This is a genomic window from Marvinbryantia formatexigens DSM 14469, assembly GCF_025148285.1.
Taxonomy (GTDB): Bacteria; Bacillota; Clostridia; order Lachnospirales; family Lachnospiraceae; genus Marvinbryantia; species Marvinbryantia formatexigens.
Genome location: NZ_CP102268.1, coordinates 2,946,049 through 2,968,363, shown reverse-complemented (window position 1 = coordinate 2,968,363; position 22,315 = coordinate 2,946,049). Strand labels below are relative to the sequence as shown.

19 protein-coding genes are annotated in these 22,315 nt (G+C 51.7%); 3 read left to right on the top strand and 16 right to left on the bottom strand.

Features of this window, described 5'->3' with window-relative positions:
• Positions 1-3 precede the first annotated feature (3 nt).
• From NQ534_RS13870 to NQ534_RS13850, 5 genes are all read right to left on the bottom strand, one after another.
• Positions 4-1,881, bottom strand: a complete 1,878-nt coding sequence (locus tag NQ534_RS13870; RefSeq protein ID WP_006860108.1) for a beta-N-acetylhexosaminidase — start codon at positions 1,879-1,881, stop codon at positions 4-6.
• Positions 1,882-1,902: 21 nt separating this feature from the next.
• On the bottom strand, positions 1,903-3,897 hold the full coding sequence (locus tag NQ534_RS13865) for an ABC transporter permease (protein ID WP_006860107.1): 1,995 nt from the start codon (positions 3,895-3,897) through the stop codon (positions 1,903-1,905).
• Positions 3,872-4,774 (bottom strand): ABC transporter ATP-binding protein, encoded by a 903-nt coding sequence (locus NQ534_RS13860; RefSeq protein WP_006860106.1) that lies wholly within the window; start codon positions 4,772-4,774, stop codon positions 3,872-3,874. Before NQ534_RS13860 ends, NQ534_RS13865 begins: the two co-directional genes overlap by 26 nt.
• Before the next feature lies 1 nt (position 4,775).
• Positions 4,776-5,141 (bottom strand): GntR family transcriptional regulator, encoded by a 366-nt coding sequence (locus NQ534_RS13855; RefSeq protein ID WP_006860105.1) that lies wholly within the window; start codon positions 5,139-5,141, stop codon positions 4,776-4,778.
• A 162-nt stretch (positions 5,142-5,303) separates the two neighbouring features.
• Positions 5,304-5,882 (bottom strand): HDIG domain-containing metalloprotein, encoded by a 579-nt coding sequence (locus tag NQ534_RS13850; RefSeq protein WP_040781320.1) that lies wholly within the window; start codon positions 5,880-5,882, stop codon positions 5,304-5,306.
• Positions 5,883-6,227: 345 nt separating this feature from the next.
• Here NQ534_RS13850 and NQ534_RS13845 point away from each other — a divergent pair, with 345 nt between their 5' ends.
• Complete coding sequence (locus NQ534_RS13845; protein ID WP_040781426.1) at positions 6,228-7,361, top strand: glycerate kinase family protein; 1,134 nt, start codon at positions 6,228-6,230, stop codon at positions 7,359-7,361.
• A 169-nt stretch (positions 7,362-7,530) separates the two neighbouring features.
• On the opposite strand, the gene relB is transcribed toward NQ534_RS13845, so the two are convergent.
• Positions 7,531-8,304, bottom strand: a complete 774-nt coding sequence (gene relB / locus NQ534_RS13840; RefSeq protein WP_006860101.1) for a type II toxin-antitoxin system RelB family anti-toxin — start codon at positions 8,302-8,304, stop codon at positions 7,531-7,533.
• A 339-nt stretch (positions 8,305-8,643) separates the two neighbouring features.
• The gene (locus NQ534_RS13835) at positions 8,644-9,195 is read right to left on the bottom strand and encodes a TetR/AcrR family transcriptional regulator (protein WP_006860098.1); all 552 of its coding nucleotides are present in this window, start codon (positions 9,193-9,195) and stop codon (positions 8,644-8,646) included.
• A 205-nt stretch (positions 9,196-9,400) separates the two neighbouring features.
• Here NQ534_RS13835 and NQ534_RS13830 point away from each other — a divergent pair, with 205 nt between their 5' ends.
• Positions 9,401-9,586 (top strand): hypothetical protein, encoded by a 186-nt coding sequence (locus NQ534_RS13830; protein WP_006860097.1) that lies wholly within the window; start codon positions 9,401-9,403, stop codon positions 9,584-9,586.
• 159 nt (positions 9,587-9,745) lie between these two features.
• Here the strand turns inward: NQ534_RS13830 and NQ534_RS13825 are convergent, their stop codons facing one another.
• The 9 genes from NQ534_RS13825 to NQ534_RS13785 form a co-directional block, all read right to left on the bottom strand.
• A complete protein-coding gene (locus NQ534_RS13825; protein WP_006860096.1) occupies positions 9,746-12,814 on the bottom strand; it encodes a glycoside hydrolase family 3 N-terminal domain-containing protein in 3,069 nt (1,022 codons plus the stop codon).
• A 295-nt stretch (positions 12,815-13,109) separates the two neighbouring features.
• Positions 13,110-14,441, bottom strand: a complete 1,332-nt coding sequence (locus NQ534_RS13820; protein WP_006860093.1) for an ATP-binding protein — start codon at positions 14,439-14,441, stop codon at positions 13,110-13,112.
• Positions 14,442-14,444: 3 nt separating this feature from the next.
• On the bottom strand, positions 14,445-15,155 hold the full coding sequence (locus NQ534_RS13815) for a LytR/AlgR family response regulator transcription factor (RefSeq protein WP_006860092.1): 711 nt from the start codon (positions 15,153-15,155) through the stop codon (positions 14,445-14,447).
• Between the two features lie 15 nt (positions 15,156-15,170).
• The gene (locus NQ534_RS13810) at positions 15,171-16,508 is read right to left on the bottom strand and encodes an MFS transporter (RefSeq protein ID WP_040781319.1); all 1,338 of its coding nucleotides are present in this window, start codon (positions 16,506-16,508) and stop codon (positions 15,171-15,173) included.
• 309 nt (positions 16,509-16,817) lie between these two features.
• Positions 16,818-17,288: a very short patch repair endonuclease gene (locus NQ534_RS13805; RefSeq protein WP_006860089.1), complete on the bottom strand. Its 471-nt coding sequence runs from the start codon at positions 17,286-17,288 to the stop codon at positions 16,818-16,820.
• Between the two features lie 182 nt (positions 17,289-17,470).
• Positions 17,471-18,898, bottom strand: coding sequence for a DNA cytosine methyltransferase (gene dcm, locus NQ534_RS13800; protein WP_006860087.1), 1,428 nt, complete (start codon positions 18,896-18,898; stop codon positions 17,471-17,473).
• The gene (dcm, locus tag NQ534_RS13795; protein WP_006860086.1) at positions 18,899-19,834 is read right to left on the bottom strand and encodes a DNA cytosine methyltransferase; all 936 of its coding nucleotides are present in this window, start codon (positions 19,832-19,834) and stop codon (positions 18,899-18,901) included.
• Positions 19,835-20,032 (bottom strand): hypothetical protein, encoded by a 198-nt coding sequence (locus NQ534_RS13790; RefSeq protein WP_006860085.1) that lies wholly within the window; start codon positions 20,030-20,032, stop codon positions 19,835-19,837.
• A gap of 185 nt (positions 20,033-20,217) precedes the next feature.
• Positions 20,218-21,171 (bottom strand): glycoside hydrolase family 43 protein, encoded by a 954-nt coding sequence (locus NQ534_RS13785; protein WP_006860083.1) that lies wholly within the window; start codon positions 21,169-21,171, stop codon positions 20,218-20,220.
• A gap of 137 nt (positions 21,172-21,308) precedes the next feature.
• On the opposite strand from NQ534_RS13785, the gene NQ534_RS13780 reads away from it, so the two are divergent.
• Positions 21,309-22,229 (top strand): ArsR/SmtB family transcription factor, encoded by a 921-nt coding sequence (locus tag NQ534_RS13780; RefSeq protein ID WP_006860082.1) that lies wholly within the window; start codon positions 21,309-21,311, stop codon positions 22,227-22,229.
• Positions 22,230-22,315: the final 86 nt, after the last annotated feature.

Genomic DNA, 22,315 nt, shown 5'->3' with positions numbered 1-22,315 from the left:
GTTTTACCCGAAAAGGAAAGAGCGAAGCAAATCGGCGTACCAGTCTATGACATTCTGTATCTGTGAAAGCCCGGATTCCCGGCTGACGCTCCGCCAGAGCTTCTTATAATAATAGAACCAGTTTTCCAGTCTCTCTGCCAGCGCCGCCATTTTCCCGGCATCTGGCTCCTCCCTGCGGTAATATGCCGCCAGAGACGCGCCGGTCTCATTGAAAATCCGGATTCCATCCGTTGCCAGTACACAGGCGGCTGCCGTCTCCCGCCCTCCGGCGTCCATTGCCGGAAGATTTTTCTTTAATTGCTTCTGAAGGTCGTGGAGCTTTTCATTATCCTCCCGCACCTGTCCGCGCGACAGCTTTGTGGCGTCCGTATATTCCCGGAAAACCTGCTCCCTCTCCTCCTCCTTGCATTCAAGGAAGGAGACCGCCGCCTCCCAGGTGAAATCGCAGTACCGGTCCGCCTCCGCCATAACGGCGACAAACTCTCCCGTGACGTCGCCGTATTCCATCCGTGAAATCTGCCGGTTAATTTCCTCAAAGGGCGGAATCTGCGGATTCCACGAAAACGCCGCCCCGTAAATCATGCCGGGGATGGAAAACTCCGGATGATTGATGTGCCCGAAATCGCCCCAGTCGGTGTTTAAAACCCCCAGCGCATGATATTGCTGCGCATAGCCGCACATTCTTCGGATATTTTCATAAGAATCTTCTATTTTATTTATCCACTGATTCCAGCCCGCCACACCCGGACAAAGATACTGGATAGCGCCCGCTTCATAAAGCTTTTCGGTGCTCTCCGCGCTCTGCTGCGGCGCATAACCCCAGTTCAGACAGATAGTCCCTTCGGGGAGCTTCCGGTATTCCTGCGGAAAGCCGCAGATAATATCGCCCCAGAACATCGGCGTTCTTCCACGCTCTTTCACAAATTCGCACAGCTTCCGCACAAATTCCGTATACATGCCGGAGACGCCCTCCTCTTCGGCGCGCGCCCTGTTTTTGCCCTTCCCCAGGTCAAAAGTCTCGTCCGCACAGATGTTGAAGCGGCGCGAAGAAAACAGCTCCATATATTCGCCAATCAGCTTTTTCATCAGCTCCAGGCTCTCTGAATCTGACACATTAATGGTGTGATGATCCATCCGCGCCCTGAAGGAAAACGGCTCCGCCGCCGGATTATCCAGCTCGCACAGATGCGCGTACTGTCTGGTGCGCAGCAGCTTATAAAGATGTCCGAAGCTTGCCAGGGACGGCACCAGCTCGATGCCGAGCTTCCCGCAAAATGCGTCCAGCTCCAGAATCTCCTCCGCCGTCAGCGGCGTGTCGTCGCGCCAGACTTCGCTTAAATCGCGGAACAGAAAGCTGTGTTCAATATAGATCTGCATCTGGTTGAGCTTGTAAAACGCCATCCGGGATGCCAGTTTTTTCAGAGAATCCAGCGTCGGAATGCGTCCGCGCGTCACATCGTGATAAAATCCCCGCTCCGGTATCGCCGGATAATCGTGGATATGCAGGCACGGCAGAAGCGCGCCGCACTGACGGATAAGCTGCCGGAGCGTCTGCACCGCGTACAAAAGCCCCGCCCTGCCGCCTGCCTGCGCCAGAATCCCTTCGCTGCCAATTTCCAGCGTGTACTCCTGCTCCCGCAATTCTTCTGTCTGCCGCAGTACCATATCCCCGGCGCGGCTGCTTCCGCGCCGCACCTGCAGGGTAAACCCAAGGAAACGCTGCATATCCTCCTTTAAATCCTCCAGGCTCTCCGGCGCCAGCGGGGCAGTCCCCTCCGCCAGCACCAGATACTGGTCATACCTCATTTCAAAGAATCCTTCTCTCTGCTCCCATTCCCGCGGCTGCGGGAGAATGAAAAGCTCCGCTCCATGTCCGTCCATGTCTTCTCCTTTCTTCTGCCGTCAGGCAGCCTCCTCTGCAAGCGGATATCCGTATTCCCTCAAAAGCGTGATTGTATCGGCAAATCCCCCGTTCAGGTTCTGGGACTGTCCGTAGACCCTGCCGTCCTGTCCGCGATAGATTATCTGCAGATTCCAGTCCGCGTACGTAAGCGCCTCCGCCAGCGTCTCCTCTCTCAAATCCTGGAAAACGGTCTTTGTCAGCGTCTCCATCTGCGCATTAGTAAGCGGCTTATCCGGGGTGAGCAGCCCTGCGTCCGTCATTGCTTCTTCTGCGTATTCCGCTATATTCTCCGTCTGCGCGCTTTCTGCTTTTTCGCTCTCCGCTGTGGTTTCCGTCCGCGCATTTCCCGCTTCTTCGTCATCTGCCGCAGCGTCGTCCGCCGCCGGACTCTTCAATGATATCGCATCCAGCAGAGAAACATCTGACGGGGCGACAAAAATCGCCAGCACATCCTCCGGCTCTACGCTTAAAGCAGGATTGCTCTGCAGGCGGTATTCTTCCGTCTCCCAGAGTGGAGCCATATACTCCTGCAGATTTTCCCGCGTGAACTCATAGCCGCGCACCTTCTGCGTGCCGTCCTTTAAATGCCAGGTTACAGAAATACTGTAGGAATAGTCCCAGTAATCCCCCATCTCCGACGCCATTTCCCCGGAAAAAGACGTACTGTGCTCCACCAGTTGGAATACCGTATCCAGATCCGTGATTCCATATCCGATGGTCACCCTGGTTCCATAATCTTCCGGCTTTCTCATGCTGAGTACCACGGTTCCGTCCCCTGTCACAAGCTGCTCATACTCCATCTTCTCTTTATCTGCCAGCATATAGCCGGTTCTGATATCCGCGCTCTCCACCTCTGTCTTTTCGGGCATCCAGCTGTCAAAACCCGTCAGGTCAAACTGAAAGACCGCCAGAATCGCCAGCGTCACCACACCGGACAGCGCAATCTGTTTTTTATCCCGGAACATTTCCCGGATATCCATACGATAAATAAATTCAATGATTCCGCTGATTAGCAGCAGGCTGAATATCAATCCGAAAATCTCCCACAATATGTTGTTTCCGGTAACGAAATAGAAGCACACCGTGCAGATAAGTGTCACCGGCACCACCAGCAGAAATTTTACCACTCTGGCAATGCCATGAAACGCCATCGGTCTTCCGGCTTTTTCTGAGGCGCGCATACGGTAGAGATACAGACACAGCCCGCAGATAAGCGCCGATATCAGCACTATCGCTATCAGAAGGTCCAGCGGAAATACCTGGTTCATCAGGTCGCCGCATACCCTAATATAAGCATACACCGGCGTGCACTGAATAGCAAGACTGTTTCCCAGATCCGGACTTCCGTAATAGGTGGCAAAGTAAAAATCCATCAGCACCTCCTGCAGAATCTTAATCGCAGGCACATATCCGCAGAATACAAACATGGCAGCGATTGCGGCAAATATCTTTCCTGTCACCATCATCGCCAGAATCGTCAGACTGTAAACCAGCAGGAAGCACACAATATGTGCAATCAGCCCTTTTGCCAGCAGCGCCGGCAGGGAGGCTCCCGGCATCGTGCCCTCCGTCACGGCAAAGCCTTTCACTGCGCAGATACATACAAACAGCATCAGATTCACTGCAAACGGCACCAGCCACACCAGAACGCCCGCCGCATAACGGATACCGAAAATCTTCTCTCTTCTTACCGGGATACTGTGATAAAAATCCACCTTTTCCGCAGAATGAAGGTAGGAAAATTGCATAATTCCAAGAAGCAGCGCCGCTCCAAAGGTCACACAGAATAATATAGGATTCGCAACGCCATACGCATTCAGTTCATTAATATACTGCTTTGTATCCTTTACAGCATGGAACCATCTTTCGTTCATGAACATCATTCCGATAACCGGATAGTAACAGAAAAAACCAATCAGCAGAAAAATGCCGGGCGCCGCGCTGCGCTTCATCGCTTCTTTTAAAAGCTTAACCGATGATATCTTTGATGTCATAACCGATCACCTCCGTTTCACTGATAAAGATTTCCTCCAGGGACAGCGGGAGGATTTCATAGAACAGCGGCTCCTTCGCCTCGATAGCCGCCGTAATTTTCTCCTGGCTTCCGCGCACCGTGATGCAGGAAAGATTTCCGCGCGTGTCTTTTTTGATAATATCCAGCTCTTCCGACAGCTCCTGCTCCTTTACCGGATTCATAATCACATACTGTACCTTGTGAATATCCATTTTCATATCCTCCAGGTCACGCGAAAACAGGATGCCGCCCTTGTGCAGCAGCCCTACATGGTCGCAGATGTCCTCCATTTCTCGCAGATTGTGCGACGCAATAATCGGCGTAAACTGCCTGTTCATCACCTCATCGATAAAAATGCTCTTTACCGCCTGGCGCACCACCGGGTCGAGTCCGTCAAATGTCTCATCACACAGCAGGTAACGTGTACCCGCACAGATACCAAGCAGCACAAATACCTGCTTTTTCATTCCCTTGGAAAAAGTGGACAGCTTGCGGTTCAGATCAAGCTCAAATTTTCCACACAAATCCTTAAACCTTGCGCGCTGAAATCCGGGATAAATTATCTCATAATAATCCAGCATATCCTTCACGCGCGCATTGGTAAAATAATGCGGCGTGTCCGGAATGAAGCACAGGCGCTCCTTCGCCGGTACATTTTCAAACACCTCCATATCATCAATCCGCACAGAGCCGCTGTCCGCCTTCAGAATCCCCGCAAGTACGCGCAGCAGCGTGCTTTTTCCCGCGCCGTTCGTTCCCACGATTCCATAAACGCTCCCCTCTCTGATTTGCGCCGACACATTGTCCAGCGCCCGGATGCCGTCAAAGCTTTTGCTTACTCCCGTCATTTCTATCATGTCAGTCCTCCTTGTATACCTCGTCCAGCTTCTCCAGCAGGCGCTCTCTTGAAATTCCCATTTCCTTTGCCTGCCGTAAAACATCGCGGACATTTTCCAGATGGGCTTCCTGCTTCTGCTCTATCAGCTTCGCCCCTCCGGTCACAAAATTTCCCTTTCCTTTTACCGGATAGATAAAACCATTCTGTTCCAATATCGCATACGCTTTTTGTATCGTGTTGGGGTTAATTGCCAGATCCGTTGCAAGCTTGCGCACCGACGGCATCTGGCTGTCCGGCTCCAGAACGCCTTTGACGATCAGCATCTGGAACCGCTCCACAATCTGCTCATATATCGGGCGCCGGTCCTTGTAATCTATGATAATCATGCATTACCCCCCCCCTTCCGTCTCAAGTGTATTATTCATGTTAGTACACCTATAGGATAATACAGACCGGATTGTCTGTCAACCCGGTCTGCATTAAAATCAGATTAAATTGTAAAATCCCTTACGGACTCTGCAGCAAGCCAAAAGTTCCGGACCGGACAATCAGTTTATATTTCCCTTCAGTCCGATTGCTTCCGCGTTTTCCCGCATTCCCGCAATGGTTTCGCGGATAACGTCATCCAGCGGCATTTCCAGCATTTCGCAGCCCTTCAGGATAACCTCCCGGTCTACGCCGGCGGCAAAGCGCTTGTCCTTAAATTTCTTTTTAATGGATTTCACTTCCACGTCGAGCACGCTCTTCGACGGGCGCATCAGACAGGCTGCGTTGATCAGTCCCGTCAGCTCGTCGATGGTATAGAGCACCTTCTCCATCCTGCTCTGCGGCTCCGTCTCCGTGCAGATGCCGTATCCGTGCGCGCTCATTGCACGGATGTACACCTCGTCGATTCCCCGGCCGCGCATGATCTCCTCCGCCTTTTTGCAGTGCTCCTTAGGATATTTCTCATAATCCAGGTCGTGCAGAAGCCCGGCAACGCCCCATACCTCCGCATCTTCGCCCGACAGATCAGCAAAATGGCGCATCACCGCCTCCACTGCCAGCGCGTGCTTTAAAAGCGCCGGTGTCTCATTATATTCTCGCAGTAATTCCCATGCCTCTTCCCGCGACAGTTTCTTCTCCATAGCAAAAGCCTCCTTCTGATAATGCTTGCTTTTCTTTCTGTGATTTTTTATAATCATATCATAAGCTAGGGGATAACCGGACCTGAAACATGTTTACATATTTTCATGTCTATAGAACCCGCGCGAAAGCGGGCATCCCCGGAACTATTAATTATCCTACCACATCCGTAGGAAATTGAAAACTACTTTTTTGATATGTCTTTTTCATCGGCTTTATGGCAGATGCAACTGACAGAGGCTCGTATTTCACGCAAACGAAAATCACGTTTTATCATGGTTTCCCGCCCGGACGGAAACAGAAAGGAGTTACTGTTCACACCGCTCACAGTAACAGAAAGGACACTTATGAAATTTGTATTAATTCCCGATTCTTTTAAAGGCACTTTAAGCTCCACACAAATTTGTGCGATATGTCACGAAAAAATCAAAGCGCGTTTTCCCGGTGCAGAGATTGTCTCTGTTCCGGTGGCAGACGGCGGCGAGGGCTCCGTCGATGCTTTTCTGACGGCTGTCGGCGGAACACGCGAAACCGTTACCGTAAAGGGGCCTTATTTCGAAGATATGCCTGCCAGCTACGGTCTGATTGACAACGGGCAGACCGCCGTCATTGAAATGGCTGCCTGCGCCGGTCTTCCTCTTGTGGAAAACCGGAAAAATCCCCTAATGACGACAACTTATGGCGTCGGGCAGCTCATTCTTGCCGCCGCCCAAAAAGGCGTGCAGAAAATCATTCTCGGTCTTGGCGGCTCCGCCACCAACGACGGAGGCTGCGGCGCCGCTGCCGCCGCCGGCATACGGTTTTATGATAAAAACGGAAAGGATTTCGTCCCGACCGGAGGAACACTGTGTGACATTGCCGGCATTGATTTTTCCGGAATGTCTCCGCTGCTTAAAGATATTGAAATGATAGCAATGTGTGATATTGATAATCCGATGTACGGTCCCGCCGGCGCTTCGTTCGTTTTCGGTCCGCAAAAGGGCGCCGATTTCCGGATGGTAGAAGAGCTTGATTTTGGCGTACATCATCTGAGTGATGTACTCGCACGGGAAACCGGAAATGACATCAGCCGGATTCCCGGAACCGGAGCGGCAGGCGCAATGGGCGCCGGAATGATCGCCTTTTTCCATGCCCGGCTCCAGATGGGCATCCAGACTGTGCTGGATACGGTAAAATTTGACGATCTCATCCGCGATGCCGACTATATTATCACGGGGGAGGGCAAGCTGGATTCCCAGAGCCTGCGCGGAAAGGTTGTTATCGGCATCGCACAGCGCGCCGCCAGACAGCAAAAGCCCGTTATCGCCATTGTCGGCGGCGCGGAGGACGCCGAGATCCAGTCCGCCTATGAAATGGGCGTCACCGCCGTATTCCCCATCAACCGGCTGCCGCAGGATTTCTCCGTCAGCAGACAATACAGCGCCGAAAACCTGGGCTATACAGTGGACAGCATCCTGCGGCTGCTGCAGGCGGCAACCTGACCGGCGCGGCAGACGCTTCTTCCCGTGGACGGAGCCGCGCCCGGCAGATGTTCTTCCGCGGACGGAGCCGCGCCCGACAGACATTCTTCCCGCAGACGGAATCAAGCCCGGCAGACGCTTCTTCCGCAGGCAAAGCCGCGCCCGGCGCGCTCCGCCGTTTTCTTTACGCTTACTCTCCCGCAAGCGCTACCGGGACAATCAGCGTTCCAAAGTACAGCAACGCTGTCATCACCTGCAGGATTTCCATGCCGGGCAGCTCCGGGAAGATGCTCATTCCCGCATACAGAAGCGGCAGCGCCAGCAGACTTCCCACTGCCCATCTGCGCGCCGCTTTTACCATGCTGCGCCAGCTTTTCTTTGTAATGCTCTTCCCGAACATAAAATAACGCGGAAACGGCATTGTGAGCCTGTCACATCGCATATTATATTCGCTGTAAAAATACGGAAGGCTGTCGTCTGTAAGCAGCCACAGAAAAACACCCGCCATCAGAGATAGCAGAAAAAACAGCAGAAAAACCGGCGGCGCCTGCAAAACGGAACGCCCACAGAGCTGCAAGAGAAAAACCTCCAGAAATCCCAGCAGCACGCTCACTGCAAAAATAACCGCGTTTCTTTTTTTCTTATCTCTGCGCATTTCCGGCGTATCCTCTGTGATGGTCACTGCTTTTTTCAGTAACATTTCCAGATGACTATCATCCGCCATCCTGCTCTCTTCTGTCTTTTCCATTTCTTTTCCTTCCAGAAGTTCCGTCACCGTCACGCCCAACGCCTCCGCCAGCGGCGTCAGCAGGGCAATATCCGGCATACTGCTGCCGCGCTCCCACTTGCTCACCGCCTTGTCCGACACATAAAGCTTTTGTGCCAGCTCCTTCTGCGTCAGCTTCTTTTTCTTCCTCTGCTGCGCCACAAATCTTCCAAACTGCTCTTTTCCAGTCTCATCCATACGTCATCCCTCCCGGTTGTACTGCAAATCTGCGCCGCGCCCTGCACTGCTTTCCCATCTCACATAAGGGACCGTCCCCAGTCGGACGTGTCCGCATATGTACATCCGGTCCGTTGCCCGTGGGAATACCTTCTGCAGCTCCGGCGCAGCACTGTTGCAGCACATTATTTCTGTGATATCCGGGCATATTATAGCCCGACATCACAAAAAACGCAATCTACCGGCGGTAGAATCCGCTCTACCTAACGGCAGAATCCGCTCTGCTTCATTCTGAAATTCCTCCGGCATGGACACCGGAGCTATTTTCTACGGTCAAAGTTTTTTTGAAAAAATTCAGTATCAAAATTGCTTTAACGTATGTTGAAGTAGCTTATCAGCAAAATTCACAACTTCATCAATCGGTTCCACCATGCCGGAAATAATCCACTGGTCTAAAATTCCGCTGCAGCCTTGTGCAATAAAGTAATAAACCCATTTTTGTTGTGCCGGAGAAAAATTCGGAAATCTTTTTTCTATATGTACAGCCAGATTGTTATAACATAATGTGAAAATACGGTTAGGAAAATGTCTGTCTCCATTTTCAGAAGCGATCGTTTGATATACTTCGGCATTTGCTTTTATGCTTACCATAATAAGAGTAAGCGTATCTTTAAAGTCATGCTGAACAGGGGGACATATATTTTGGAACAATTCATCTAAAAATTCCTGCTCCATTTTTTCCAGTAAATCGTATGCGTCGCAATAGTATTTATAAAATGTGGTCCGATTTATTTCCGATAACTCACAAATTTCTTTTACGGTTATTTTATTTATCGTTTTTTTCTTTAGCAGTTCTATAAAACTGTTTTTAATGACCATTTTTGTATACCGAACCCGTGCGTCTGTACTCATATCTAACTCCCCTTAAACATCAATTTTTATGATTTTGATAATTTCTAAACATTTGGCGAATTTCTGTTTATTAAATTGCGTTTACTCTCATATTGCTGATTGAACCTCTTTCACAACGTTATTATACTGTAAGCAAGGCAGAAAAACAACATCTGTCTATAAAACAACTTTGTGAAATTGAAGCAATAAGGGAGGGAAATTCACTATGAGTTTTTTGATTGAGCAGTTACGGCAGTTGGGAATGGTTGCCGTTGTAATGGTTTGTGCCTTTGGTGGTACTGTGGGAATTTTGAAGCTAATTAAACACTTTACACCAGGTAAAGATTTTCCGAAAAATCCGCTTTCCCAAAAGTTAGAAGAAAACATGAAAAAGCAGAACAAGGAGAATTAACTATACTGCGAATATGACAACGTATTTCACTGAAGCACTATACGGAACGAAGGAATTATATACAGGGTGAGTCTGTAAGAAATATGTTATGCAAAGAATTACTCAAACGCCTATGCGGTTTTGTTCCGCATAGGCGTTTGTTGTAATAGCCTCCTGCATTTATTCCACCCGCACCTGGTTTCTTCTCCATCTCCGGAAGCCGCGGAAGATGAACCATGCCAGCAGCAGGAGAAGAACAACGCCTACTGCATTGACTGCGATAACGATTTTCTCGGCAACGGTCAGCGGAGTGACAAATCTGGCGCCCGGCATCAGACCATTCATAAGCTTGGAGTTTGCCACAGTATACAAAATGTGATGTACTGCTTCCCTGCCGTAATGATAATCGGCTGCGCTGTCCTTGTCGAACTCCCAGACTGCATATTCCGTAGTTGTCAGAGCGCCGTCGCCTCCCGCCTCAATCATCTGTTCCGCATTCATGTAAGTTGGAGAGCCGGTATTGGCATTATCCGTGATGACGAAACCGTCAAAGCCCCACTCGCTGCGCAGCAGTTCCGTGATAAGCGGATAGCAGCCGCCTGTCCAGGTATAGCCCAGACGGTTGAAAGCGGTCATGACCGCAGTAACCGGCGGATATTCTCTGGAAGTATTCTGATAACCGCCGTTTCCGTCCTCCTCCAGATAGTTGAGTGTAATCGCATCATTCTGTACGCACATCTGGAACGGTTTCAGATAGATTTCGCGGATAGCCTGCTCGTTGGACCATGTACACACGCCGAAGTTTCCTTCCCGGTCGCCCCGGTGATTTTCCTGGTCGTTCAGTGCAAAATGCTTAATAAACGTATACATGCCCTTTGATGCCGCCCCGCGGCTGGTCGCTGCAGCAATCACGCCAGAAAGGAAGCCGTCCTCGGAATAATACTCATTGTTGCGCCCGGAATACGGCAGACGGTGAATATTCATGGCAGGCGCATACCAGCCCACGCATCCTCCGATAAGAGCCTGGTTTCCGATTATCTCTCCGTAATATTCCGCCAGCTCCTGGTTCCAGGTCTGGGCAAGTACAAGCGTTCCGCAATAATTTACGCCGGTTCCGCCGCCCGTCAGACCGGTCGCCGCATCCTGGTCCAGTGCAAAGGGCTTGCCTACGCTGTCGATCGCAGCCGTTCCATACCCGGAAGCCGTAATCAGCGTCTGGTAATCCTCCGGATTCAGCTCATCCAGCAGTGCGTCCCATGCGGAATCCTCATAATCCAGGCCGCGCATGTCAATCAGCCGGAGGTCATTATCCGCCCCATAGACCGGGGTATCTGTAAGCGCATCTGCATCCTCCGGATTCAGTGAATCAAAGGAATCCAGCTTCGCAAGTTCTTCCGCACTGATTGCCTTGGTATAGGTATAGGAAACGCCGTCGTCCCCGTTAATTTCATTGCCCCAGGTAGAAACCTGCGTGCTGACCTCTCCGTCATGCTCCGGCCAGGTGCCCTGCCAGTCAGAGCGGCTCAGATAGGTGCAGCCGCTGTCCGCAAAATCGAACAGATTTGTTACTTCCACGCCCGTTTTTTCATTCACTGCATAAGTAGTCGTATCAAGCGCATCGTTGCTCCAGATAGCGGTCATGTCCGCGTTGCCTGCCGCCGTCATTCCATCCGCTGCCGTCATACCCTTTGCCGCCAGAATATTGTTCAGCGCGTCATGCGCGTCCGTTCCGGCAGCGATATAATAGTCGCCTTCATCCAGAATATAGGTCTTTGCTCCTTTATAATCATAAGAAGCGAGCTGTTCCTTATCAAACGTAACCGCAACCGTCTCGGAAGCGCCCGGCGCAAGCTCCCCGGTCTTTCCAAAACCAACCAGCACCACGGAGGATTTTTCCACGTTATTCTCTTTATCATAATCGGTATACGGCGCCTGTGCATAAACCTGTACTACATCTTTGCCCACCGTATCTCCGGTGTTTTTCACATCCACTGTGACCGTGCAGATGTCGCCCTCCCAGGACGTCCGGAAATTGCTCTGTTCAAAGCTCGTGTAGCTGAGACCGTAGCCGAGCGGATAGATTACCTCGGACGCATAATCGTAGTCTCCGGCATTCCCCTGCTCCAGAACAACATCCTCGTAGCGCGTCTCATAGTAACGGTAGCCCACGTAAATGCCTTCCTGGTAATTGACGTAGTTATACTTCGTCATTTCCCCGTTCTCGTCCACATACTGATAATCGCCGTAATTCTGCGCCGCCGGAGCGCTGGATGCATCCGCCGCAAAGGTATCGACCGTTTTTCCGGAAGGGTTCGCCGCTCCGGAGAAAACGTCCGCCAGACCGTTCAGTCCGTAATTTCCTACGCTCGGAATGTATACAATGGATTTAATGCTCGGAAACTGCTCTGTCCATCCAAGCTCCATTGCAGCGGAAGCGTTCACCAGCAGGACAACCTCATCGAAATTGTCATTCAGATACTGCAGAATCTCCAGCTCTGTGCTGTCCGGCTCCAGATAGCTCTTCGCCTGGTCCTCCGGATTGTCCGCGTGGTTATACATGGAACGCGGCATATCGCGTCCCTCGCCGACCTTGCGGCTCCATACAAACACCGGAACCGTTCCCTCTGCGCTTTCCAGCAGCCCCGCTTCGCTCTCCAGCACCTCCAGCGGACACTCATTGATGGAAAAGTCCTCTCCGTCCCCGTAATTGAGCGAGCCAGAACCAAGACCGTAGCCGCTGCCATTGCCGCTGTCATAAAACTTCCACAGAGTTTCGTTTACCTGAAACCCTTCTTCTGTGAAAGCCGAATCCAGCCTGAGTCCCGGATCCGCCGGAATTCCCATCTGCGCCATCAGATCATACCAGTTATTTCCCATCAGCTTTACCGACGATTTCCCGAAAAAGCTGAAGCTGGTTCCCGCCGCAAACGGCATCAGATTGCCGTCATTTTTTAAAAGAACCGTTCCTTCCTCCACGATTTCCTCGTTCAGCGCCTGCTCCAGCGTTTTCATTTCGTCCGCCGTATAATCCGCCTCGTTATAATTCAGATTAAGCCCTTCGTTATACGTTTTGGGCAGTTTAATCTCAGTCGTTCCCGCATCTCCGAAGAATCCGTTAATTGCATTCATGTTCGGCGGAATCATCGCGTTTGCCACCGCCATTGCCGCCAGCGTCCCCGCCATCAGCACACAGCCGACTGCAGTACGGGCAATCGGTCTGCCCGCTTTTTTTGTTTTCTTTTCACTCATGCCAGTTCCTCCCTCTAAAATGTAACATTATGCTTTCGGCAGCGCTGTCGGCGGGCCCCTCCGGCAGCTCTCCGTTTGTTATTTTTATTATAATCATTCTGCCAGAAAAAGGAGAAATCCGGCGTACTTTGCAAAAAAACGGGCGTACTTTACCGCACGCCCGCCATTCTTCCCTGCTCTTTCTCTCCCGCCGTATCACAGGACGGTTTTCTTATACCATTGCCTGCTCCCGCAGCACCACAATGCAGTCCTCTTATTCCATCGCCTGCTCCTGCAGCATCGCAGTGCAATCTTCTTATTCCATCGCCTGCTCCTGCAGCACCACATCCAGACTGAAAATCCCCTCTTCTGTCTGAACCGAAAGAGCGCCTCCATATTGTTCCGCCACGGTTTTCATACTGAGCATCCCGTATCCGTGATAGTTGTGGTCATCCTTTGTGGTGACCGGCAGCCCGTCCCGCAGAGGAACCGTCCCCTCGCAGGGATTCTCCACATGAAGATATACCAGCGCTCCCTGGCGGCGGATATAAACGCTGATGATCCGCTCCTCCTCCGGAAGCTTCTGCACCGCCTCAATGGCATTGTCCAGCGCGTTTCCCAGTAGCGCATAGAGGTGATGCGGCTTTACAAAATCCAGTTCTGCCCCGTCCGCCATACATAAAAGCTGAATCTTCCTGTCCTTGCAGAGCATATTTTTCTCTGTCAGAATCACATCCAGCGTCCCGCAGTCCGTATAAACCTGCACATCATAATCGGAAAGCACACTCTCCAGCTCGTCCTGCTCCTCCCGGCTGGCTGCGCGCAGGCGCATCTGTTCCTGCTGATGGCGCAGGTCGTGATATTTGATGTTCACCAGCTCCCGCGATTTCTTTGCCAGATCATACTGCTGCCTTCCCTGCTGCAGTATATACTGCACTACGCGCAGCTCATCGCGCATCTCCCGCTGAGAAAGCTGGAAATACATAAGTCCGAGAATCAGAAGGCACAGAACAATATTGTATCCCCGCTCCAGCAGCAGCGACACAATGTTGTCCGTCGTATAATAATTGGTAATCATATTAAAAACCACATCCGCCCCTATCAGCAGCGCGGAAAGAAAAATCATATGAATACGCCCCAGATAGAGATTGCGGTTTTTGCGCAGCAGCCTGTCAAATATTTCAAAAGCGCCGGTATACACCAGAAAGTAAAAGTCAATATAAAATACGATTTCCAGAAAGGCAAGGTCGTTCGTCTCCACCGCCCCGGTGCTGTACGGGTTAATCACCGTTCCGTAAATCCGTCCCAGCCCGGTGCCGTCAATGAAGCTCATATAAAGGAGATAGCCCAGATGCTGCACCGTATAACCGCCTATACCGCAAAATACCAGGTTCCAGAAAGGCTCCTCAAAGCAGAATGCCAGACCTGCCAGCGTAAGCGCAAACAGGCTGAGATACAGGAAAGACATATACCAGACTCCGTCTGACGGCACCGGAAATACAGCCGCCGCCAGCACCATCACCAGCACAAAAATACTGCAGCGCAGATAAAAATCCTTTCTTCTCGAAAGGCGTACCAGAAACAGCCCCTCGCCTGCCAGAAGCTGTATCATAAACATCACTTTATAAACACTCAGCCCTGTGAGCATGGTTCAGCCTCCCTTGCCCATATAGACAGCCAGCGCTGCGGCAAGCTCTTTTCGTTTTGCACGGCTTACCTTTATCTCATCCCCCACCACGATCACACTTCCGCTGTTCATCATCGTCACATACCGCAGATTTATCAGATAAGAAATGCTGCACCGGAAAAACGCATCTGCGGGAAGCTGCTGCTCCACATCGCTCAGCTTTCCCCGCACGGTAAAGCAGCCCTGGTCTGTGTGATAAATCACCTGATGATTTATCACTTCCACATAATAAACGGAATTGGAGGGAATGATGCGGCTGCCGCCGTCTGTGCTGATTGCAATGCTCTTGCCCTGTCTCTGCTGCATTGCCCGGAGCACTCTTTTCATCCGCATGGAAAAAGCCGCATACTGCACTGGCTTGACAATAAAATCCGTAGCGTCCACCGCATAACCTTTGATCGCGTACTGCACCATGCTGGTGACAAATACCAGCGTCGTCACCGTGTCTTTTTCCCGCAGCTTTTCCGCCGCCGTCATGCCGTCTATGCCCGGCATTCTGATATCCATGAAAATCAAATCAAACACCGGTTCATACTGCCAGAGGAATACCTTTGCATCTGAATAATGTGTGATTTGAAACTCCTGCCCCATCTGGGCGCCAAGCCGTTCCAGACAGCTCTTCAAATCCTGAGCCGCCTTCTCCTCATCTTCTACGATTGCAACGCGGAACCGCACCTTTTCTCCCTCCTCTCATGCTTCTTTCCCGGACAAATCCGTCATTTTTATATTTTCCAGCTCCCACAGATGCCAGTCATGCCGGAAATACAGGCACACCCCGATTCCGGCGAACGCAATAACACAAAACAGAAACGCCGCCCCGGAACCCTTGCCGCTTCCAAACAGCTTCACCAGAATGCTCCCGGCGTCCTGCGCCGCCATCAGCGGCTCAAAGACCGCATCCACCAGCACGCCGCCAAGAAAATATCCCAGCGGGATCGTAAAATACTGCAGGGAATTGCGCACGGAATACACACGCCCCTGCATCGGCTCCGGCACGTGCAGCCGCATAATGGCGTCCAGATTCGTACTCATAAGCGGTATGGGAATCCAGCCCAGAAATCCGCCGATATACCATACAAGCGGCGTTCTTCCGAATGCCAGCAGAAAGTTTTCCGTGCTCATGGAGAGCAGCAGGCAGTTGCAGATTACGCGCACCCGGCTCTTTGGCGCTTTTATAAACGAAGCGAGAATACTCCCGGCAAGCATGGTGATGCCGATCACGGCATTCGCTATGCCCAGCACCCTTGCGCTTCCGCCGTTTCTTGAGAGCATCATCGCCGGAAACGCCGCGTCGTAAATGGACGCCACCAGGTTGATCGCCGCCAGAAATAAAATCAGATGAAAGATTCCCTTCTCCTGCTTTAAATAGCCGATTCCTTTTTTCACGGAGGACAGCAGCTTTTCGCCGCTCTTTGCCGTCTCCTTTTTTTCCGGAATCCGGATGGCGAATGCCAGCGTCAGAAATGCCACGCCAAAGGAAAATAAATCAAACGCCACGACCGCTTCCATGCCTGCGATTCCAAGCACCGCCGTCGCAATAACCGGCGACAGGATGGAGTTTAAGGAATTGGAAAAATAGCGCAGCCCGCCGACCTTCTGATAGTATTTCTCTGGCAGGAGGCGCGTCGTCGCCACCTCCGCCGCCGGCTGCTGGACCGTGTTCATCAGCCCGTTTACCGCGTTGAGCAGGTACAGATGCCAGAGCCGTAGCGCATCGGCGCGCAGCAGAAGCAGCATCGTCACAGTCGTCAGCGCCGCCACGGTATCACACGCCAGCATGGTGATTTTCTTATTCCATCTATCGCTGAGCGCCCCCGCAAAGATACTGAGCAGCACATACGGCGCGTATGAGCTTACCATCAGAAGCGCTGTCATCAGCGCCGACCCCTGCTGCGTGTACGACCAGACAACCAGCGCGTAGCTCGTCATGGCGCTCCCCAGCCCGGAGAACGCCTGCGTGCTCCAGAGCAGCAGAAAAAATTTCATTTCCTGTAATGTGTTAAAACAATTTTTTATATAATTTTTCATAAGACTTTGCTCCTTTTCAAATTCAAATGGTGACTGTATCTGAAATTTGCAAAGTCTTTGGGCAGATGGCAGCTGCCCGTGCCTGCACAGCAACCCATACCGGCTGTCCTGTAATCCCTGCAAAACCTGCCGCTGGCAGATTTCTCCGGATGCTCAACAACGTAAAAGCCAGACAACGGCAGATTCTCCGTTGCCACAGTTCAGACAAACTGCCCTGTCATACTTCGCTCCATGCAGTCCTGCCCTGAAAGACTTTGCATGGAGCTTCTGCGCTGCAGATAACCATTGGCATTTTTCCTTCCTCCTTCATTAAAAATCATCTGCGATATTCTGCTCGAATATCGTCTCCTCTATCACCTTCACACACTCATCGGTGTGCTTTTTGATATCGTCGCCCCAGAACCGGATGACCGTCCAGCCTTCAAAGAGCAGCTTTTTATTAATCTCGTCGTCCCGCTCCCGGTTGCGCGATATTTTACTGATCCAGAATTCGCTGCGCTCACTTTTTTCCAGCCTCGGCTTTAATACCTCCCAGTCCTTGCCGTGAAAAAACTCTCCGTCGCAGAAAATTGCGATTTTGTATTTTGTCAGTACGATATCCGGGCTTCCGGGAAGCTTTTTATAGTTTTTGCGGTACCGGTAGCCCCGGCTCCACAGCGCCTTCCGCAGTATCACCTCTATTTTGGTGTCCTTTCCGCGGATATTCTTCATGTTTTTATGACGCTGTTCTTTCGTCAAAACATCGGTCACATTATCACCCCGCGTCTCCTGCACGGTCATTTCCGCCCTTCATACAGCCTCTCCTGCCCGGTCACGCGTCTCCTGCATTGCTCTTCAGGCGTCAGCCATGCAGACCACAGACCGCCTGCTAAAGCAGCTCCCGTCTTGCCATGCATGCGTGAAAAGGTCCGGGGGACCTTTTCTTAGCTGTGGCTGATGTGCGGTCTACGCTCCGGTCGGCGCTAAACTGTATTCATATAGCGCTTCAGCACGCCTGCAATCGCCCTGCCAAGAAGCGGCGGCACCGAATTGCCTATCTGCATATAGGTTTTCGTGTAGGCGCCCCGGAAAAAGTAATCGTCCGGATAGGACTGCACGCGCGCCGCTTCCCGCGGCGTAAGCCCCCGCGCCTGCGTCGGGTGGATGTACATGTTGCAGTCAAATTTCATATGCGCGGTGATGGTTTTGCAGATTTTATCATTTTCCAGCTTAAAATACTTATCCTTGAAAATGTCGTTTCTCCGCGCATACGGCATGATATCGGCAATTTTCGGGTCGTCCGAGCGGTCGCCCTGCTCCATGCGTCCAAAAATCTCAATATCCCTGTCGTTATTATAACGCGCTTTATGATTCAGCACAACCGGTATCCGCTTTCCCTGATTGATATAATCAATGTAATCGTTCGTCCCGGAAAACGTATTTTTCTCTATTTTATAACCGCTTGCCTGCGACCCTGTCTCGGTGGCATTTTTTACTCTGGATGCCTCCAGGCTGCGGAGCCCGTACAGCGCGTCCGCCAGCCGGTATCCGGGAAGAGCGCTTCCCGCCTTATTGATTTCCTTAAAAATCTTCTTATTATCAATGCCTTTCCGGTTTCCGATATAAATCAGTCTTTCCCGGTTTTGCGGCACCCCGAAGTCCTTTGCGTTCAGCACCTGGCATTCCACCGTATAGCCGATATTTCTGAAATCGTCCTTCACCTGCTCTGCGACAGACTGCATTCCCTTTACATTCTCCATCACAAAAAAAGCGGGATGCAGCTTTCCCACCACCTCCACAAAGGTCTTGTACAGATGATTGCGCGGGTCATCAATCAGCCGCTGGCGGTTCGCCATACTGAAGCCCTGGCAGGGCGGTCCGCCGATTACGATGTCCACCCGCCGGTCTGCCAGCAGGTCATCCAGCTCTCCTGCCACGTCGTGAATGTCGCCCCGGATAATATGTGATTCCGGCACCTCCGGATGGTTGTGCGCATAAGTATCCACGCAGCATTCCTCAATGTCATTCGCCAGACTTACCGCAAAGCCCTCCTGCACAAAGCCCAGCGAAAGTCCGCCTGCCCCGCAGAACAGATCCACCAGCCTGGGCGCCTGCCTGTCCGCGTTTTTTCTTGTATTTTCAATATAGGTATTGCAGTATTTACAGACCGGACACGCGGCGCAGTCCTGCACATCCGCATTGCACAGCGCAGAAAGCTCTGCAAATGCCTCCTGCAGCGCGCCATCCTGCTTCAGCGCCTCCAGATAACATGCCGCCCTTTCGTTCCGGAACGCATCTTCTGTTTTTTTTGTGACACGGTTTATGCAGACCGCTGCATTTTCAGCCGGCTGTCCGCTGATGCCGGCGTGCACGAATGCGATAAACTCATTTTTGTCGTCCTTGTACGTCATCTAGTTTTTCCACTCTCCAAGCTTTATCAGGGTATCCTTCACCGATGCGGCAACCGCTCTGGATACGTTTACCGTGACTGCATTGCCAAACTGCTTATACGCCTGGCAGTCGGATACCGGTATCACAAAATCCTCCCCAAAGCCCTGCAGTCTCGCGCATTCCCGCGGTGTTAATCTTCTTATTTTCCCTTTCTGGGTTACATAATTATCCTGGCACGCCCGGTGCATCTTTGCCATCGTCGCGCACAGCGGTCTGGCAATTTTCAAATCGATTTCCGATTTCGCCTGATAGCCGCCGGTTCCGTTGGATAATATGGTCGGAATAATTCTTTCTGACAGAAAATACTTTTCCGCAACGTCCTGCTCCAGCAGATCCTGCAGCGTACTCTCAAGCGGCTCTGTCTGCGGAAATGTAAACTCCGCCTTCTGATTGCTGAAGCATACCAGATAGGTCCGGTTTCTCGTCTGCGGCACCCCGAAGTCCGCAGAATTTAAAATGTCACAAAAGACCTCATACCCCAGCTCATCCTGCAGAATCCTGCGAATTTCCCGGAAGGTGTTGCCCTTATCGTGTGTTTTCAGCGTGCGCACATTTTCCAGGACAATGGCAGCCGGCTTCCTGCCTTTTTTTATTTTATCCGCTATAATCTCCGCAATCCGGAAAAACAGCGTGCCCCTGGTATCCTCAAACCCCTTCTGCTGTCCCATCATGCTGAAGGGCTGGCAGGGGAAGCCGCCAATCAGGACATCGCAGTCCGGGATTTCATCCAGCGGTATCTCATTAATGTCTCCCAGTACAATATGTTCGCCGAAATTTGCTTTATAGGTCTGCACTGCATATTTGTCAAAATCGTTCGCCCAGATGACATCGTACCCCGTATCCAGAAAGCCCCTGTCAAGCCCGCCGATTCCGCTGAAGAGTGATACTACCTTCATCTACGCTTCCTCCCTGTGCCTGTTGTTTTTTATGTATTCCCGAATCCAGACACCGATTTCCACGGACGCGCTCTTCCCCTCTTCTCTCAGCAGCGTCATGAACTCCTCTTTTACGGACGGTTCAATCGAGATTTCTATTTTTGCTGTTTTCCGGCGTCCCGCCGGTCTCCCGCAATTTCCCTGTTTTTTATCTGTCATTGTGATTTCCTCCGTTTAACCTCCATATTATATACTGTTTTTATCATGGTGTAAACAGGAAGAATGTCTTTTTTGTTCACGTCAGCCTTCCAAAGTTACTGTTCGGGCGTCAGCCATGCAGCAAAAGACCGCCTGCCAGAGCAGGCGGTCCCAGGCGCTGTAAATGCGCATTCAGAATATGCAGGCTATCTGTAAGAAAATACCGGAGCCCCGGTTGCGCTGTCAAACTGCACCCGCATCAGCATGGCATGGCGGTTCGGATTGTAAAGCGGATTTCCCTCTATTTTTTCTTCCGTTCTCGCATGGTATACCATCACCGGGCTGCCGTCCTCATCCGTCGTAAAGGAATTGTGTCCGGGACCGTAAATCGACCTGCTCTCCTGTGTTTTCAGCACCGGATAGCGTTCCTTTTTCCACTGGCGCGGGTCCAGAAGGTCAGCATCCTCCGCGATGGACAGCATTCCCATGCAATATTCCGGACCGGTTTCCGACGCGGAATATGTAAGGTAAATCCTGCCGTCATGCTTCAGCGCCGCCGGTCCCTCGTTCACCCAGAAGCCCACGCGCTCCCAGTCGTAATCCGGCGAGCTGAGGAGCACCTGCACCGTTTTCAGCCTGCAGGGCGACTCCATCTGCGCGATATAAAGATTGGCAATCTGTTTGCCGACGCCCACCTTCTCCGACCACACGTAGTAATATTGTCCTTTATTTTCAAAAACCGTCGCATCCAGCGAGAACGCCCGGAAAGAAAATTCGTCCTCCGGCGCGCACTGCATTTTTCCTTTTTCTATCCAGGCATCTTTCATGGGGTTCTGTCCGGTGCATTCCAGCACATACGGGCGCAGCGCCCAGATATCGTCCTTATCGCTGGCGGCAAAATAGATATACCACTTTCCGGACAGATAATGCAGCTCCGGCGCCCAGACATGCTCGCTCATAATCCCCGCCTCATGCTTTTTCCAGACAGTTACTTCCTCCGCCTCCGGCAGACCCGCCAGCGTCCTGCTGCTTCTGAGCACGATGCGGTCATACGCGGGAACCGACGCCGTAAAATAACAGGTGCCATCCGTATGACGGTACACATAGGGGTCCGCGCGCTGCAAAATCCACGGTTCATTAAATTTTAACTGTTTATCCATAAAAATCCTCCATTCTTTAAAGTCGGGCTATGCCCGCACTCAAAACTATTGCGATTTTTTCCCCGGAACGCTATAATAAAAGTACGTAACTGAGTAGTTACAAATATATAGACATCCATCTGGAGAGAGGCATACATATGTTATATATCAAAAATCTGGAGCAGGCGATTCCGGTATTCAAGGCGCTTGGTTCCGGGCTGCGCGTCCGCCTGATACAGCTTCTGCTGGAAAATAAAGAAATGAATATGAATGATCTGGCGGTCAGCCTCGGCATCACCAACGGCGCCCTTACAAGTCATGTAAAGAAGCTGGAGGAAGCCGGCATCCTCACCATTCTCTCCGACCATCCCGGACACGGCAACCAGAAAATCTGTCGTGTGAATGTTGACAAAATTCTGGTGGACGTGGCAGCCGGCGGGGAGAGCATATCCCAGAAAAGCTACACCATCGACATTCCCATCGGAAACTATTCCGACTATTCTGTTTTCCCCACCTGCGGGCTTTCCACAGCCGAAAAGCTCATCGGTGAGGTGGACGACCCGCGCTATTTTGCCCACCCCGACCACACCGGCGCGCAGATTCTCTGGTTCGGAAGGGGTTATGTCGATTACCGGATTCCGAACATGCTGCCGCGTGGGCAGAAAATCGACAGTCTGACGCTCTCCTTCGAAATCAGCTCCGAAGCGCCCGGCGTCAACAACGACTGGCCCTCCGATATCACCTTCTTTTTCAACAGCGTAGCCATCGGCTCCTGGACCAGTCCCGGCGATTACGGCGATATGCACGGCACCTTCACGCCCGCCTGGTGGTTTCCCAACTGGAACCAGTACGGGCTGCTGAAAATGCTTGTCATCGACAAAAACGGCACCTTTATTGACGGCGTGAAAATATCGGACGTCAGCACACAGCAGCTCGTTCTGACCTCGCAGGACGATATGACCTTCCGCTTTTCCTCGCAGGAGCCCTCCGCCCATGTCGGCGGACTGACGCTGTTTGGCAGAAGCTTCGGAAATTACAGCCAGGATATCAGTGTGCGCGTCACCTACAGCCCGCTGTAATTTCCCCGGCAAAATTTTTGCGCCTGCTCATCCATCAGACCGACCGCCTGCCAGCAGGCGGTCCGCTGTTTTCACTGCACCATCCG

Excerpts from the sequence above, each read along its gene's own strand:
- NQ534_RS13870 (WP_006860108.1), bottom strand. The coding sequence starts at position 1,881 with ATGGACGGACATGGAGCGGAGCTTTTCATTCTCCCGCAGCCGCGGGAA.
- NQ534_RS13865 (WP_006860107.1), bottom strand. The coding sequence starts at position 3,897 with ATGACATCAAAGATATCATCGGTTAAGCTTTTAAAAGAAGCGATGAAG.
- NQ534_RS13860 (WP_006860106.1), bottom strand. The coding sequence starts at position 4,774 with ATGATAGAAATGACGGGAGTAAGCAAAAGCTTTGACGGCATCCGGGCG.
- NQ534_RS13855 (WP_006860105.1), bottom strand. The coding sequence starts at position 5,141 with ATGATTATCATAGATTACAAGGACCGGCGCCCGATATATGAGCAGATT.
- NQ534_RS13850 (WP_040781320.1), bottom strand. The coding sequence starts at position 5,882 with ATGGAGAAGAAACTGTCGCGGGAAGAGGCATGGGAATTACTGCGAGAA.
- NQ534_RS13845 (WP_040781426.1), top strand. The coding sequence starts at position 6,228 with ATGAAATTTGTATTAATTCCCGATTCTTTTAAAGGCACTTTAAGCTCC.
- relB (WP_006860101.1), bottom strand. The coding sequence starts at position 8,304 with ATGGATGAGACTGGAAAAGAGCAGTTTGGAAGATTTGTGGCGCAGCAG.
- NQ534_RS13835 (WP_006860098.1), bottom strand. The coding sequence starts at position 9,195 with ATGAGTACAGACGCACGGGTTCGGTATACAAAAATGGTCATTAAAAAC.
- NQ534_RS13830 (WP_006860097.1), top strand. The coding sequence starts at position 9,401 with ATGAGTTTTTTGATTGAGCAGTTACGGCAGTTGGGAATGGTTGCCGTT.
- NQ534_RS13825 (WP_006860096.1), bottom strand. The coding sequence starts at position 12,814 with ATGAGTGAAAAGAAAACAAAAAAAGCGGGCAGACCGATTGCCCGTACT.
- NQ534_RS13820 (WP_006860093.1), bottom strand. The coding sequence starts at position 14,441 with ATGCTCACAGGGCTGAGTGTTTATAAAGTGATGTTTATGATACAGCTT.
- NQ534_RS13810 (WP_040781319.1), bottom strand. The coding sequence starts at position 16,508 with ATGAAAAATTATATAAAAAATTGTTTTAACACATTACAGGAAATGAAA.
- NQ534_RS13805 (WP_006860089.1), bottom strand. The coding sequence starts at position 17,288 with ATGACCGTGCAGGAGACGCGGGGTGATAATGTGACCGATGTTTTGACG.
- dcm (WP_006860087.1), bottom strand. The coding sequence starts at position 18,898 with ATGACGTACAAGGACGACAAAAATGAGTTTATCGCATTCGTGCACGCC.
- dcm (WP_006860086.1), bottom strand. The coding sequence starts at position 19,834 with ATGAAGGTAGTATCACTCTTCAGCGGAATCGGCGGGCTTGACAGGGGC.
- NQ534_RS13790 (WP_006860085.1), bottom strand. The coding sequence starts at position 20,032 with ATGACAGATAAAAAACAGGGAAATTGCGGGAGACCGGCGGGACGCCGG.
- NQ534_RS13785 (WP_006860083.1), bottom strand. The coding sequence starts at position 21,171 with ATGGATAAACAGTTAAAATTTAATGAACCGTGGATTTTGCAGCGCGCG.
- NQ534_RS13780 (WP_006860082.1), top strand. The coding sequence starts at position 21,309 with ATGTTATATATCAAAAATCTGGAGCAGGCGATTCCGGTATTCAAGGCG.